The organism is Enterobacter sp. N18-03635 (genome assembly GCF_004006055.1).
GTDB classification, from domain to species: Bacteria; Pseudomonadota; Gammaproteobacteria; order Enterobacterales; family Enterobacteriaceae; genus Enterobacter; species Enterobacter vonholyi.
This window is the reverse complement of record NZ_CP034769.1, coordinates 2,274,923-2,289,211: the sequence shown is the minus strand read 5'-3', so window position 1 is coordinate 2,289,211 and position 14,289 is coordinate 2,274,923. Positions and strand designations below refer to the sequence as shown.

Here is a 14,289-nt window from a genome sequence, read left to right as displayed (position 1 = left end):
GATCCTCCTACGCGCGGTAGTGAAGTTCTGCCTGTCGGCGCAGGTATTCCAGCCCGGGCGCGATCGCCATGGCCCAGGCCGTCAGGATTTCATCGTCGCACTGCGGATCGCGCAGGCTCACCGTGTTCAACATGGCTTCGCGCCACAGGGCGAAAAAACGCGGGGGGAGGTGGAGACCGTCGTCGCCTTGCTCCCGCGCCAGGCGCTCGAGAAAATCAGGCACGATTAACGCGCCGTCTACCGCAAGCATGGCGAAGAAACTCTTAAACAGGGTCTGCTGACCCTCGCTATCCGGCAGGCGAGAAAAATGCTGCTCCGTCTCGGGCGACATATGAACGAAGGCGTCATAGAACGTCTGGAAAAACGCCGTTTTGTCATTATCCGGAAAGACGCGGTTCAGGCTGGATTCAAACAGATCGCGGTAAAATTTCACGGCGTCCTCCTTACGGCGTTTTCGCCCGGTAGACAGTGCCCGACGGGCGTATAGTCATCTGCCACACGGCGCGTAAAGTAGCTCTCTTTTTTGGCCCGGCGGGCGTCAAACAGGGGGCCCGCGTTGTGCTTAAAGAACAGGGCTTCCAGCACCGTGGCATTGGTGGAAAGGGTGAGCGCAGCGTTAGTATCGCCCGTGGCTTCCTGGCGGCCTTCGTACCAGCCTTTTTGCGGATCGTTAAGATGCTTTGTCACCGCCATCAGCACGTCGGTGTAAGGGGTGTCCCACAGGGCCCACAGGGCAAAGACCGCCTTGGTCGATACCTGCGCGAAACGGGTGTAGTCCCGACCATCGTCACCGACAGAGTTCCAGGCATAGCCATTTCCCCAGACGGTATCCTGGATATGCCAGGGCGCCTGCGGAAGCGAGAAATCTGCTCTGGCCGTCAGGATCTTATCGGTCTCCCAGCGGCTCTTCTGGCTCAGCCAGACGTTTTCGGCCTGCTTGCGCAGGTGCTTTTGCCGATCGGCCGCAACGCCTTCGGGCTCCCAGCCAAACTCCAGGCCCGGCAGCATATAGGGAAGGGTGGCGATCAGGGAGGGTTGCCACGTGGTGCGCGGATCCCGGGCATCGACGGCCAGACGCCGCTGGGCGATGATGACGTGGTGCGCCGGGGGCGTAAACGCTTTCTCCGGGGAAAACCCCCACAGCCGAAACGCCGTTGCGGCATATTCGCTCTCGCCCAGGCGCAGCTCCTCGCGCACCACCGGCTGGCCGTTTTGCAGGGAAGATGACCACAGTTCGCCTTCGCCGTCGATGACCGGACAGAAATTCCACCGCAGAATGATTTTATCCAGGTATTCGCTGTACTGCGGTTCCCGCTCTGCGGTGAGGCGCAGGGCGAGCATCAGACGCGCCATATCGCGTGCGGACCAGCCATTTTTAACGGGCTTGCCGCTAAAGTCGATCGGCGTCGCCGTCTGGCTGGAATAGAGTCGACCCGGCGTCCGGGCCTCGGTCAGCATCATGCGGTTGAGGGTGCCCATCAGCCGCGTCAGGCGAGCGTCATACTCGGCCTCCTCAATCAGCCCAAGCTCTTTGGCCGCCAGCAGGGCGATAAGCGTATCGCCCATTTGCCAGAGCGTGACGCGGGGCTGTTTGTCGCTGCCGTTGACCAGCCCGGTTTGCGGCTGGGTATTATTGACGAAATAGCGCCAGGCGATCGCCGCCCACGTCTGCTCTTCCGGCGTCAGGGCGGCAATACGCGCGCTGGAGTGCCAGCCGCCATTGATGAGCCAGCGCCAGCCTGCGCCCTGATGGGCAAACAGCGCAAAGACGATCGCGCCTGCAAGGAGTAATCCCGCAAGCCCTCTGGCTAAGGTTTTAAGCATTGCGCAGTCACCGGAGGCAGTTTAACGGGCTCGTCCACGCTGCATGACGCGCACTGGCAGGCCTGGCAGGCGGGTTTGGTGCGCTGCGTGACGCCGGTCCGGTCGCACCAGCTTTTTACGGCCGGTGTGCTGGTCAGGAACGGACGGCTGCGCAGCGCGTTGTTCTCTTCAAACTGATCGAGCAGCTTTTGATCCCACAGAGACGGGGCAAAATCCTTGCTCTTCGGATTGTCGGTGTTGAAGGCCAGCAGTTTTCCCTCTTTTTTGAACAACAGGGCCTCCAGCATGATGCCGTTATTGTTCGCGGTGAACTCTTTGATCGGCCCGTCGCCGTTTTCATACAGCCCTTCGTAGTAGCCTTTTCCCTCTTCATTGGCATTCTCAATGGTATTGAGCAGGCGGTCGGTATAAGGGGAGTTCCACAGCACCCACATGCCCAGCGCCGCCTTCAGCGAAATCGCGGCAGCGTTAGGGACGAACTGTCCCTTATCGGTAATGGTGTTCCAGTTGTACCCGTCGCTGAAAACGGTGTCATAGACGAAGTAAGGGGCCTTATCGAGCTGGTGCTCGGAGCGCGCGGTCAGGACGCCGGTAATGGTATAGCGGTTCTCCTGAGCCTGATAAACGCGGTCGGCAAAGTTTTTCATCCACGTCAGGGAGTAGTCGCGCGGGGCGTTATCCCGGTCGGTCGGTTTATCAAAGCCGAACTCCAGCCCGTAGAGCAGGTAGGATTCCGTCACCACGTAGTTATGCTGCGACGTGTTGCGCGGGTCGCGCGTATCGTACGGGACCAGCACGCAGTAGATTTCGGCCAGCTCGTAAGGCTGCGGACGGCTGGCTTTGCAGGTATTAAACCCCCACAGCTGGAAACCGGCCGCGCCGTACTCTTCATAGCCCAGCCGCCCTTCCTGAACGTACTTCGGCTGGCCGTTCTCCAGATAGGCCCCGTACAGCGTGCCGCAGGGGTCGATCGCGTGGCTGAAATCCCAGCCGAGCACCACGTTATCAATGCTGTTGCCGTATTCCGGATAACGCTCTTTGATGATTTTCAGCCAGACCAGCATTCGCCCGATATCCAGCGCCGAGAAGCCAATTTCGCCGGGCTTGTTGGTGTAGTCCACCTTCTGGCCGCTGATGGTGTTATAGGCCTTGTTGGGCAGCTCGTTGCGGAACAGTACCAGGGTGTTTAACGTGGCGAGAAACTTCAGCATCCGGCGGTCAAATTCCGCTTTATCAACGATCCCGAGTTCGCGCGCCGCCGTCAGGGCGGCCAGATAGGAGGCGCTGTCCCACATGGTGGTGGAGGGATATTTGTTGACCGCATTCACCAGGCCCGTCGTGGGCTGATAGTTGGTGACGAAATACTGCCAGGCGTTTTTCGCGATGGTCATCTCCCGGGCGGTCAGCTCGCCGCTGCGCGGGGAGTAACCTGATGCAGGGAGCTCGGTATCCGCACGCACGGTCGATAAGGCCAGCCAGCAGATCGTTATTCCCGTGAGCAGGTGAAAAAGGATCGGGGATCGTGGCTTCATGGCGTTGCTCCTGCTGAGGGGGAAGTGTAGAGGCAGGCCAGACAGAGCATCTGGCCATGCGCGATGTAAGACAGACTTTCCAGCACAATGGCGTTGGTATCGGCGTCTACGACGGCATTGACGCTGTTGTTGAGATTTAACCCGCGCTGCCAGCCTTTACCCGGCACCTGAAGCGGCAGAACCTGCTGGCGCAGCGCTTCGCTCCAGCTGTTGCGGAACAGGGCATACCAGGCAAACGCGGTGCGGGTGGAGGTAATCGCCACTTTCTCCGGCACCTCGTCGCGCAGGTTACGCGCCTGTACCGGCTGCCTGTCCGGCAGATCGTTAACGTAATCCGGCGCGGGTTCGGCATAATCCGTGCTGATCGGCGGTTTTGGCGCGCGCAGGCCGTGGCGCCGCTGCTGGATCTGCATAATTCGCCACGCAATTTCAGCGCTCTGCGCATCAAAGCCCAGCTCAAGACCGGTTAACAGATAGGGGAGACTGATCAGCGAAGTTTGCTTGCCCCAGGGCGTGCGAAGCCCTTCATCGGGCACCATTACGCCATCCAGATCGATCATCTTTTGCCCTTCAGGCGGGTTGGTCACCGCGAGTCCTGCCGCGCTGTCAATCAGGCGCAGCGTATGGCTGGCATAGAGACGGTAGCCAAAGCTGTCCCGCTGTTCGTCATCGGTCAGCGTCCAGTGATGGAGCGGCACGGCTGCCTGACTTTGAGCGCTATTTTCAATCAGAGCGCCGGTGTTCCAGAGGCTAAACAGATCGTGGATAGCCGCCGCGTGCTGGGGATAGCGCCATAGCAGGGTCTGTAATGCCGTCAGCAGCCGGCTCAGACCGATTGCGGAGGCCTCAGGCTTGCCCAGGATCTTGAGCGTGTCCGCATGGTAATAGGCGGCGGGGAGACCTTTGTCATTGAGCGGCAGTTGCCCCAGCGTGAACACGGCGGTGCTGACTCTCTCGTCAAACTCATCGGCGGAAATAATGTTGAGCTGCTCTGCGGCAGCGGTCGCAAACAGGTAGCTTCCCACGCTCCAGAGGCTCAGCCACGGTTCACCGTCGCTGGCGTTCGCCAGGCCGTTTGGCTGGGTATTATTCACGTAGTATTGCCAGGCGACCCGCGCCCAGATGGCTTCGTCATAGGTCAGCGCCCGTTTTGTGGGCAGCGGCGGAAAGTCTTTACTGAGCGCGATGCCGCCGCTGCTTTCCACGCGCGTGGGCATCTGTTTCTCCACCCAGACCACAATGGCAAAGCCGATCAGGAAGCCGAGCAAAATGGTGAGGTAGCTGCGCGCGGGCAGCAGGGCATCACGTATCCTCATTGGGGACCTCGTCCTCTTCAGCGGGCGTCCACATGGCCGCGAAAATCAGCGGCAGCATGGCGGCGATGTTCACCCCTCCCCAGAAAATATTGATGACGTAGCCGGAGGGATCGTCCACCTGTCCACGCGCCACCTGGATACCGCCCCAGATAAGCCCTGCGAGGGTCAGCACCACGATGGCAATCTGCGGCTTCACCAGGTAGAGAAAACGGCCCGTCTGCCGCTCTTTTGGCGTGACGTGAAATTTGATCTGTTCGCCCCGCAGCACCGTATTGAGCGCGCGCAGGTTCATGGAAAAGAAGGAGAGGTATGAGGCCCTGCCGTCCCAGGCCGAGATCCCCCAGGTGCCGAACATAAAGGCCAGCTCGGAGAAAATAAAAAACGGGAGAAAATGCAGATAGAACGGCGTCGACCAGGCGGACACCGGCGGAATGCCGGTGAACAGATAGATAATGGGTGAAATCAAAAACACCGTGTTCCATACGCAGGCCATGTATGACCAGAAGGTGGTGGCATACATCAGCGTCTGGGGCAGAGAGAGCCTGAAGCGGCGACGGCTGAAGATGTTGTCATGAAACAAAATATCCAGCGAGCCGGCGGCGTACTTAAAGCGCTGGATCATCCAGGTGAGCATATCCTGCGGAGAGAGCATCTTCGACTCAACCCGCGGATGCATAACCGAGCGCCAGCGTCGTGCGGCGTCACCGTGCAGCAGCACCGAGGTGTAAATATCTTCCGAGACGTGGAATTTGTAGGGGGTTAGCTCGGTGTCAAACGCCACGTGCGGACGCATTGCATTCTGCAGCGCGTCCCGGGTCTCCTCATCGCGAATGTCGCGCGTATGACGATGGATCTCCTCTTCGACGGACCAGACGTAGCTTCTCAGCGCGGCCTGCATGACCGCCTCGCGACGGTGAATGGACGCCGCGCCACAGCAAAAAGCCGCGTTCGCCCAGTTGCGCCGCCGCAGGATCACGTCATAGAACATGCGCGGATCGTTAAAAAACGGGTCGCGGCCTATCGAGACCGGGCCAACACACTTTTGAATCAGCCAGCCCAGACCGTAGCCCACTTTTCCGGCTTTTCGCTGGCCCCAGCGCGACAGGTTTTCCCCTTCCGGAAGATCGAAGAACCACTGCGGCGTCTGTACCCAGGCCACGTCCGGATCGCGAAAATAGCCCAGCGTATGGCTGAGCAGGGTGGGAAATACCCGGGTATCGGCGTCGCAGATAACAATGAAATCGCCGTCGGTTTGCTCAAGGCCGTTGCGCAGGTTGCCGGCCTTAAAGCCGATGTTGGTCTGGCGAGTGATATAGTTAACGCCTTCCTCTTCACAGACGGCTTTCATCTCCGGGCGGCGGCCGTCATCAAGCACGTGGATCCGGTAGTCAATCGGGAACGGGTACGTCATCTTCAGGGCGTCGCGAATGGACAGCCTGACCAGCTCGGTGTCTTCCGAGTAGGTGGCAATGAACAAATCCACCTTTACGGGACGGGGCTCAACGGCCTCCTCAGGCGACAGACATTCGTTAATTTCGCCGGGCGGCGGACTTTGAGGAGGATCCTGTTCTTTCCACAAATTGATGGTAAACAGCACGGTGCCAATCCACGCCAGGGTTTCGGCGAGGACCAGCGGAATGGCATACCATAATGCGTCAGTATTCAGGGAGGCGGTCCAGCGCCAGTAAATATAATTGGCACCCAGAATAAGCGCCGCGACCGCCAACACCTGCCAGGTCATCATTACCCAGCGCGGTGTTGTTAACGGTTCCGGAGGACGACGATGTTCAAAACGGGAAAAATAAAAATCCATAGTTCCGGCGTTCCTGATTCCGTGAAAATACAGACCCATTCTGCTGCGCAGACAGTTGCCCAAAAGCGAAAGAAAATAGCGATTAAACAAGATTTAAGATAAGTGTAGAACGCCGAATAAAAGTGTCCAGCCACGTTTTTATTAATATTTAGCGGTGGTTAATTTAGCTTAAATTCTGCTTAATATCTTTCATCTGCTGACGATAAATTGCGGTTACTATTCCTTTAGGCTATCTACTTTATTTAGACCTTAATTTTCGTTTTCAGGCAAAGGACACCCTATGAGCCATGTTGCGCCGTCGGTAGCGCAAGAAGATGAAGCTAAATCAACAACATGGAGGTATGCCGTTGCAGGTGCCAGGGACCTGAGAATCGACTTTATGCGCGGCATTGCCCTCGTCATGATGGTCGTGGCGCATACGGAGGTGATGTCGGTATTTAATATATTCTCCTGGGAGCGTTTTGGGTTAACAACCGGTGCAGAAGGTTTTGTTATTCTCTCGGGGTTTATGCTGGGCATGCTGAACCGCGCGCGTTTGCAAAAATTGGTTTTGCTCACGGTTTCCTGGGGGCTTTATCTCAGGGCGTGGAAAATATATCGTGTAAATATCATTATCATAGTGTCGTTTATTCTTCTGGCCTATATCCCGCATATTAACGTTTTCGAGGTCACCCATTTTACCGACCGTTTTTCGGGTGAAAGCTGGTCGCTTTATCCGGTTACGCCGCAAATTAAAGAGACCTGGTTCAACATTATCCTCTATTTGCAGATCGGCCCTCATCAGACGCAAATTCTGGGGCTGTATATCTTTTTGCTGCTACTCAGCCCGCTATTTTTAGGGATGCTGCAAAAAGGAAAAGTGTGGTGGCTGCTGGGGCTGTCGCTGCTGGTGTACGGCCTGTGGCAGCGGTGGCCGCTTCGGCTGACGCCGTCGGAATTCGAATTTGCCTTCCCGCTGCTCGCCTGGCAGTTCATCTTTGTGCTGGGCATGGCCAGCGGCTGGTATAAAGCCGAACTGCTCTCTTTCGCCCGGACGCCTCCGGGGAAAGGGGTGGTAGTGGCGCTGGTCATGGTGTCGCTGGTGCTGGGATTTGTCGCCCAGAACCATACCAACCCGTTTATGCCGCCCGCGCTGCTGATGCACGTCATCCCTCCTGACAGCTTCAATTCGTTTTATCACACCTGGGCGGCGAAGAACGGGCTGGGCCCGGTGAGAGTGTTAAACGATATCGCCCTGATGGTCACCGTCTACCTGGTGCTGACGTATTGCTGGACGCCGCTCAACCGCCTGCTGGGATGGTTCCTGATCCCGCTCGGCCAGCACTCGCTTTATACCTTTATTTTGCATGTGTACGTGGTGCTGCTGGTGAGCCAGTTCATCACCTTCGACTTATGGCGTCATGCCTGGATAGAGAACACGTTAGTGCATGCGGCGGCACTGGGTATTTTGTGGCTGATGGCAAAATACGACGTCGGCGCACGCTGGATACCTAACTAAGGATGGCGGTTATGCGCGAAAAATGGCTTCTGGCGGGCGTGCTGCTCGCCGCGATACCCGCCGCGGAGGCGGCACAAAGCAGTGAAAATGAATCCCTGCGCGATAAGAACGGCGAACCCGTTCAGGCAGGCGTCTTTACCAGCCGCTGGGGGCGCCTGTTCTCGGGTAACGACAAGAAATTCTCAGGTGCGCTGAGCTTTAGCTCGGGACTGAAAGAGCAGTGGATGAGCATTCCGAACAGTTCAGACACCGCCACGGAAAAGAAAAAGTTTAACCAGACGCTAAATCTCAGCCTTCAGTATTCCCCCTACAGCTTCTGGTTTGCCAACATTACGTCCCGACTGCCGGTCAGAGACACCAGCCGCTACACCGCCGATTTTCGCTACAGCTTCGGCTACGATGACTGGCACGCCAACACCGTCAGTCTGGTTTACAGCAACTACGGCGATAACCATTTCTGGACGTCGGGTAGCCGACGACACACCTATTTCGAACAGGGCGCCTTCACGCTGGCCTATAAGTTTTCGCTACCGAAACCGGTTGAAAACACGCTCCTGATTAATAAAGGGGATTCCATCATTTGCCAGGTCGGGTACAGCTGGGTGCCGCGCTACTACGATCTCAGCAGCGATGACATTCGCAAAAATAAAAACGTCATGCTCGGCGGCTGCGGCTACACCTTCAAACAACATTTCTTCGTTCGCGCGACGGCATTCTGGTTCCCGGACAGCAGCCAGCAGCAGCCCTGGAACGGCGATTACAGCTACAGCTTCGGTTATGCCGGCTATACGCCGGGTTCGTTCTCCATCCAGTACGCGAACTATGCGGGGACGCGCTATCCGGGGCACGGAAACGGGAATGCAAAATTCAGAGAAGGGACCGTGAGCCTCATCTGGTTCTTACCGCTATAGGAGGGATACATGTCGGCGCTGCACGTGTTAATCGTTGAAGATTCGCTGATTTATCGTCGGTTACTCTCCAGAATGCTCACCCTGTGGGGGTATATCGTGAGCGAGGCGGAAAATGGCGTCGCCGCGCTGGAAATACTGTCCAGCCAGCCGATCAGCATGGTGATAAGCGACTGGGACATGCCGGAAATGGACGGTCTCACGCTGTGTCAGACCATCCGCAACCGTCAGTTTGGCCACTATGTGTATATCATTCTTTTGACGGCCCGCGAGAATGCAGGGGATTTAACGCAGGGCTTTGATGCCGGGGCGGACGACTTTTTAAGCAAGCCGGTCGAGCAGGATGAACTGCGGGCGCGGCTCCACGCCGGGGTCCGTATTTTGACCCTGGAGGCGACCCTCGCGGCGCACAACAAGCGCCTGAGTGAAGCGTTGCATCAGATTGAACAGGATCTTGAACTCGCGGCGCGCGTTCAGCACTCGGTGCTGCCTTCGCACCGCTTACGTTTTGGGAACTACTTTTCCGACTGGCTTTTCATGCCGTCTGCGTGGGTCTCAGGCGATGTGTTCAATATTTTTCCACTCGATTCTCACATTGGGTTCTATTGCGTGGATGTGTCCGGTCACGGCGTGGGGGCCGCGATGATGTCCCTCGCGGTGGCGCGTCAGTTCTTACATGGCCGGGTGGTAGACCGTTTTTTGTTTACCGATCGGGGCGGCATTCAGTCGCCTGCGGAGGTGATCAGGATCCTGAACAGCCGCTTTTGCAGTGAAGAGAGCGACATCACCAGCTATTTCACCATCATTTACGGCGTGATTGATCCAGATAGTGGGAAGGGTTTGTTGTGTCAGGCCGGGCATCCAACTCCCGTCATTGTGAACGCAAACAGCGCCGTCACGTCCGTGGGCAACGGCGGCCCGCCGGTGGGGCTGATGCCTGACCTCAGCTGGGAGGACGTCGCGTTTACCCTCAATTCGGGGGATCGCTTATGCTTATTCAGTGACGGTATTACGGAGTGTGAGAACGTTAGCGGCGAGCAGTTTGGCCCACAGCGTCTCGAACGCTGGCTTCATGACCATGCCCGACTTCCGGTTGACCAGCTCCTGCCGCGGTTCGGTGACCACCTGACCGGCTGGCGCAACGCAAATCGTGATGAACCGACCGCCTTAACCGATGACGTTTCACTGCTCGTGATCGAGCGTCAGGGAGAACAGAATGATTATTAACACCGAACGACTACCGCATGCCAACATTCTCACGCCCGCAGTCCGGCGGCTGGATGCCTCCGTTGCCGCGACGTTTAAAGCGTCCGTGACGGAGGAAATTGGCGACGATCGCAAGGCTTTGATTGTCGACTTCAGCAAAGTGGATTTCATCGACAGCAGCGGGCTGGGAATGCTGGTGTCGTTGTTTAAGCTGATGAACGGGAAAGGCGACATGGCGCTGTGCTCCCTGAACCCCGGGATAATGAATATGTTCACCCTGACCCGCATGGATCGCATATTCCGTATCTATCCGGATAAAAGCAGCGCGCTTGCGCAGCTGGGGCAGTAGATGCAGACGCCGGTGCAGGCAGAATTTCCGGCGGTGCTCGGTTCCCTGACGCCGCTGGCCGGCTGGCTGGAAGAGCGGCTGAGGGCGCTTCCCGTAGATGACGAGTGGCGTTTCGCGCTCGATCTCGCCGTTTGTGAGGTGGCGACGAATATCATCCGCCACGCGCTGCATGAGGATGCCTCGCGCGCATTCAGCGTACGGTTCGACATCCGCGGCAGCGATGTCTGCATTGTTTTTACCGACGCGGGTGACGCGTTCCCGCTGGAGCGGCTTGAGGCCGCCAGGCGAGACCGTTTTTGTGAAATCTCGCCGCTGCTGGAGAGCGGCAGGGGGCTGATGCTCATTTTGCTGAGCGTCGATCGTTTCACTGTGGAACGCGTGACGGGTGAAAACATCGCCACGCTTGAAAAGAAAATCAGCGTATGACCCGCGGGCCATACGCGCGGTGTTTTTATTTCGCGTTGCCAGCAAACAGCTCCGGCGCCCACGGACGCGGATCCACCTCCATAAACGGCGCACGCTCGAAGCGATCCTTCAGCGCCCACGGCACCGTGCAGTCGAAGATCGTCTTGCAGGAGATGCCGTTTCCGCGAATCGAGGTGCTGTAATCCGGCGACTGGGACGGATCCAGCTGGTGGCCGCGGATCCCAGGAATATTGGTGATGCTGACATCGCCCTGCATGCGGGTGGTCATCGCCCAGAGGATGTCGTCGCTGTCGAAAATATCCACGTCTTCGTCGACAAGAATAATGTTTTTCAGCTCCGAATAGGTGGCCAGGGCGATAAGCGCCGCCTGGCCCTGACGTCCTTCGTCTGACGGCTGGCGTTTTTTCACCTGCAGTATCCCGAGGAACTTGCCGCCGCCTGCGGTATGGGCATAGACGTTTTGCAGGAAACCCGGAATTGCCTCTTCAACGGCATTACGGATGCTGGCCTCCGTCGGCAGTCCGGCCAGCGTGGTATGTTCTTCCCCCGGTCCCACCAGCGTTTGCAGGATCGCGTGGTTTCGCATGGTCACGGCTTTCACTTTAATCACCGGCAGGGAGGGGTTCGCCTCGCCGCAGTAGCCCGGGAACTCCGGCATCGCGTGGCCGGTGTTGGTGTGCTGATCCTCTCTCACGCGCACGCCCGGCAGCAGTTCGCCTTCAATGATGATTTCCGCCCGCGCGATGGCTTTCTCTTTGACCGCCACGCCCTGCACCAGCTCGACCGGCTGCTGGCGCAGCGCCCCGGCGACGCCCAGCTCGTTGTAACCAAATGGCGTGGTAGGGGCCTCAAAGCACGCGCCGATATAGATGGCGGGGTCGAGACCCATGTTGATCGTCACCGGCAGCGGCTTTCCTGCCTCTTCTGCTTTTTTGCGGAACACTTCGATATGGCGCCCGGCGGCAAGGAACATGGAAAGCTCGTCGCGCTCCTGCACGCAGAGGCGGTGAATGGTGACATCCGTCAGCGAGCTGTCTTCCGGATCGCTTGCCAGCACCAGTCCCAGACAGAAGAACGGACTCGCATCAATCGGCGTGTTGGTCGGGGCCGGAAGCAGCTTGCGCAGATCGAAGTCAGGATCGTCAGCATAGAAGACCTGCTCCTGACAGGGAGCCTGCGCGGCCGGAACGACAACCGGCGCAACCGGCTTTTTCACCGCCTGGCCGACGTGCTTTGCCAGTTCAGAAGGCTCGCAGCCTAACAGCAGCGCCGCGCGCTCGCGGCTGGCATGCATGCCCACCAGGATGCGGGAGTGCGGAAAGCCCTTAATGCTGTTGAACATCATCGCCGGGCCCGTGCGGGTTGGGCGTTTGACCGTGCCGCCTGCGCCGATATGGCGATAGACGCCCGCCAGTTCGGCGTTGGGGTCGACCGGACGATCGGTTTCAATATACTGCCCGTCGTGGCGCTGCAGTAAGGCGATGGCGCTGCGGAGATCGTTAATCTTGTGTTCCATATTTTCCTCCCTCGGTTGAATCCCTCCATTTTTATGGCAATGACCAATAGCATCAATTGCATCATTACTGTTAAATTGATAATGAAATTTATATCAATACAGGGAGACGTCTCGTGCAGTTTCGTCAGATGCGCCACTTCATCGTCGTGGCCGAAGAGCTCCACATGCACCGGGCCGCCGAGCGTCTGAACATGGCGCAACCGGCGCTGAGCCAGCAGATAAAGGCGCTGGAAGAACGTTTAGGCGTCACGCTTTTCAGCCGGGCGAATCGCCGCTTAACCCTGACGCCCGCGGGCGAAGCGTTCCTGGTAAAGGCCAGGCTCGCCATCTCGCTGACCGAACAGGCGGTGCTGGACGCCAGACAAACGGCACGGGGCGAGCAGGGCGTGTTAAACCTCGGGTGCGTGTCGAGCGCGATGTTTGACGGCAGGCTGCCCGCCGCGCTTCGCCAGATGCACAGCCGCTGGCCGGCCATTACCATGTCCCTGATGACGGGAAACGTGCAGACGCTCTACGCCGCCGTGCAGAGCAACCAGCTGGATGTGGCCATCATCCGCGCGCCGCTGCCGTCGCTGCCGGACGATCTGCAAAGCCGCCCGTTTGCCTCGGAGAAAACGGTGCTGGCGCTGTATCGTCAGCATCCACTGGCCGGCTCCGCCGCGCTGACGCTTTCGTCGGTAAAAGACGAAAAATGGATCTCCCTGCGCGATCCGGAGGGAATGGGGCTGGAGCAGTACTTCTATGATGCCTGCAGCGGAGCGGGCTTTCAGCCGGACGTCGTGCAGAATGCGACCGACGTGCCCACGGTGATAAGCCTGGTTTCGGCGGGGTTTGGGCTGGCGCTGCTCCCCGCGTCGGCAAAGGCGGTGAGCGTCGAAAATGTCGTCTACGTGGACATCCTCGACCGGCTGCGGGAGAGCGAACTTACCCTGGTTTGCCACCGGATTATTCGCTCAGAGGTGCTTAAAAAGTTTCTGGTAACGCTCGATCACACCTGACGTCCGGCGGCCCGCAGCAGCTGTTCGCGCAGCCAGGCATTCGCCGGATCCTGGCTGTTTTTCGGGTGCCAGTACATGTTGATGGTAATCGGCTGGAGCGGCAGCGGTGGTGCAAAGAGATCCAGCGTGCTGGCAAACAGCTTCAGCATCCGTTCCGGCAGGGTGCACACCAGGTCGGTACCGGCAACCAGCGCAGGCGCCACGGCGTAGCTCTGGGTGGACATGGCGACGTGTCGCTGGTAGCCCAGCCCGGCGAGGGTTTGGTCGACATAGCCGGTAAACGGATCTCCCGCCGACGACACCACCAGATGGGAAAGCGCGCAGTAGCTTTCCAGATCCAGCGGACCTGTTCCGCGCGGATGGCCTTTGCGCTGGGCGGTGGCAAACGCGTCGTCGAGGAGTTTGCGCCTCACCCAGCCGTCATGGGCGCCCGCGCTCACGCCGATGTAGATGCCCACATCGCCGTTTTCAAGCTGCTGCGGCAGGTCAACCATCTCCGGCAGGGCGAAGCGCAGGCGGATTCCGGGGGCGTCGGTTCCCACCTGGTTAAGCAGCCCGGTGCCGAGCATCAGCGCCGGGTTCTCATGCAGCGCGATAACAAAGGTCCGGCTGCTGGTTTGCGCATCAAACGCGGTGGGCGCAAACATCGCGCTGATGCCGCGCAGCACGCTTGCCACCTGCGGCCTGAGCGCTTCCGCTCGCGGCGTGGGCAATACCCCGCGTCCATGCGGGGAGGGAATAAACAGCGGTTCGCCAAACAGCGTGCGCAGACGCGCCAGACGGGCGGACAGCGCGGGCTGGCTGATGCCCAGCCGCGCGGCCGCATGGGTGATATTCCTGTCCTGAAGCAGGGCGTCCAGGGTCAGGATCAGGTCTATGTCCATATCAGAGATGGGCGTCATC

Annotated in this window: 13 protein-coding genes; 6 read left to right on the top strand and 7 right to left on the bottom strand. The window is 58.6% G+C overall.

All coding sequences use genetic code 11. The annotated features are described in order from the left end of the window. Nucleotides 1-7: 7 nt before the first annotated feature. From ELK40_RS11645 to ELK40_RS11625, 5 genes are read right to left on the bottom strand one after another with little or no spacing between them, the layout of a single operon-like run. On the bottom strand, nucleotides 8-433 hold the full coding sequence (locus tag ELK40_RS11645) for a globin (protein ID WP_127730963.1): 426 nt from the start codon (nucleotides 431-433) through the stop codon (nucleotides 8-10). After that, the gene (locus ELK40_RS11640) at nucleotides 430-1,824 is read right to left on the bottom strand and encodes a DUF3131 domain-containing protein (RefSeq protein ID WP_127730959.1); all 1,395 of its coding nucleotides are present in this window, start codon (nucleotides 1,822-1,824) and stop codon (nucleotides 430-432) included. Before ELK40_RS11640 ends, ELK40_RS11645 begins: the two co-directional genes overlap by 4 nt. Then, a complete protein-coding gene (locus ELK40_RS11635; protein WP_127730957.1) occupies nucleotides 1,809-3,356 on the bottom strand; it encodes a DUF3131 domain-containing protein in 1,548 nt (515 codons plus the stop codon). Before ELK40_RS11635 ends, ELK40_RS11640 begins: the two co-directional genes overlap by 16 nt. Next, nucleotides 3,353-4,672 carry a DUF3131 domain-containing protein gene (locus tag ELK40_RS11630; RefSeq protein WP_127730955.1) on the bottom strand — a complete coding sequence of 440 codons (1,320 nt, stop codon included), beginning with the start codon at nucleotides 4,670-4,672 and terminating at the stop codon, nucleotides 3,353-3,355. The genes ELK40_RS11635 and ELK40_RS11630 overlap by 4 nt, the downstream gene beginning before the upstream one ends. Further along, the gene (locus ELK40_RS11625) at nucleotides 4,659-6,485 is read right to left on the bottom strand and encodes a cellulose synthase catalytic subunit (protein WP_127730953.1); all 1,827 of its coding nucleotides are present in this window, start codon (nucleotides 6,483-6,485) and stop codon (nucleotides 4,659-4,661) included. The genes ELK40_RS11630 and ELK40_RS11625 overlap by 14 nt, the downstream gene beginning before the upstream one ends. A 280-nt stretch (nucleotides 6,486-6,765) precedes the next feature. On the opposite strand from ELK40_RS11625, the gene opgC reads away from it, so the two are divergent. The 5 genes from opgC to ELK40_RS11600 are packed head-to-tail and all read left to right on the top strand — an operon-like array spanning nucleotide 6,766 to nucleotide 10,872. After that, nucleotides 6,766-7,983: an OpgC domain-containing protein gene (gene opgC, locus ELK40_RS11620; RefSeq protein WP_127730951.1), complete on the top strand. Its 1,218-nt coding sequence runs from the start codon at nucleotides 6,766-6,768 to the stop codon at nucleotides 7,981-7,983. A gap of 11 nt (nucleotides 7,984-7,994) precedes the next feature. Further along, entirely contained in the window at nucleotides 7,995-8,894 is a 900-nt protein-coding gene (locus ELK40_RS11615) for a hypothetical protein (RefSeq protein ID WP_115876070.1), read from the top strand. A 9-nt stretch (nucleotides 8,895-8,903) separates the two neighbouring features. Then, nucleotides 8,904-10,118, top strand: coding sequence for a SpoIIE family protein phosphatase (locus tag ELK40_RS11610; protein ID WP_127730949.1), 1,215 nt, complete (start codon nucleotides 8,904-8,906; stop codon nucleotides 10,116-10,118). Then, on the top strand, nucleotides 10,108-10,446 hold the full coding sequence (locus ELK40_RS11605) for an STAS domain-containing protein (protein WP_023292380.1): 339 nt from the start codon (nucleotides 10,108-10,110) through the stop codon (nucleotides 10,444-10,446). Before ELK40_RS11610 ends, ELK40_RS11605 begins: the two co-directional genes overlap by 11 nt. After that, complete coding sequence (locus tag ELK40_RS11600) at nucleotides 10,447-10,872, top strand: ATP-binding protein (protein WP_127730947.1); 426 nt, start codon at nucleotides 10,447-10,449, stop codon at nucleotides 10,870-10,872. 25 nt (nucleotides 10,873-10,897) lie between these two features. Here the strand turns inward: ELK40_RS11600 and ELK40_RS11595 are convergent, their stop codons facing one another. After that, complete coding sequence (locus ELK40_RS11595; protein ID WP_127730945.1) at nucleotides 10,898-12,388, bottom strand: UbiD family decarboxylase; 1,491 nt, start codon at nucleotides 12,386-12,388, stop codon at nucleotides 10,898-10,900. Nucleotides 12,389-12,501: 113 nt separating this feature from the next. Between ELK40_RS11595 and ELK40_RS11590 the strand changes: the two genes are divergently transcribed. Next, nucleotides 12,502-13,386: a LysR substrate-binding domain-containing protein gene (locus tag ELK40_RS11590; protein WP_008501665.1), complete on the top strand. Its 885-nt coding sequence runs from the start codon at nucleotides 12,502-12,504 to the stop codon at nucleotides 13,384-13,386. Here ELK40_RS11590 and ELK40_RS11585 read toward each other — a convergent pair. After that, nucleotides 13,377-14,288 carry a LysR family transcriptional regulator gene (locus tag ELK40_RS11585; protein ID WP_127730943.1) on the bottom strand — a complete coding sequence of 304 codons (912 nt, stop codon included), beginning with the start codon at nucleotides 14,286-14,288 and terminating at the stop codon, nucleotides 13,377-13,379. The two genes, ELK40_RS11590 and ELK40_RS11585, sit on opposite strands and share 10 nt — an antisense overlap. Nucleotide 14,289 lies beyond the last annotated feature (1 nt).

Coding starts and splice junctions, on each gene's coding strand:
- ELK40_RS11600 (WP_127730947.1), top strand. CDS start 10,447: ATGCAGACGCCGGTGCAGGCAGAATTTCCGGCGGTGCTCGGTTCCCTG.
- ELK40_RS11585 (WP_127730943.1), bottom strand. CDS start 14,288: ATGACGCCCATCTCTGATATGGACATAGACCTGATCCTGACCCTGGAC.
- ELK40_RS11605 (WP_023292380.1), top strand. CDS start 10,108: ATGATTATTAACACCGAACGACTACCGCATGCCAACATTCTCACGCCC.
- ELK40_RS11595 (WP_127730945.1), bottom strand. CDS start 12,388: ATGGAACACAAGATTAACGATCTCCGCAGCGCCATCGCCTTACTGCAG.
- opgC (WP_127730951.1), top strand. CDS start 6,766: ATGAGCCATGTTGCGCCGTCGGTAGCGCAAGAAGATGAAGCTAAATCA.
- ELK40_RS11640 (WP_127730959.1), bottom strand. CDS start 1,824: ATGCTTAAAACCTTAGCCAGAGGGCTTGCGGGATTACTCCTTGCAGGC.
- ELK40_RS11630 (WP_127730955.1), bottom strand. CDS start 4,672: ATGAGGATACGTGATGCCCTGCTGCCCGCGCGCAGCTACCTCACCATT.
- ELK40_RS11625 (WP_127730953.1), bottom strand. CDS start 6,485: ATGGATTTTTATTTTTCCCGTTTTGAACATCGTCGTCCTCCGGAACCG.
- ELK40_RS11615 (WP_115876070.1), top strand. CDS start 7,995: ATGCGCGAAAAATGGCTTCTGGCGGGCGTGCTGCTCGCCGCGATACCC.
- ELK40_RS11635 (WP_127730957.1), bottom strand. CDS start 3,356: ATGAAGCCACGATCCCCGATCCTTTTTCACCTGCTCACGGGAATAACG.
- ELK40_RS11610 (WP_127730949.1), top strand. CDS start 8,904: ATGTCGGCGCTGCACGTGTTAATCGTTGAAGATTCGCTGATTTATCGT.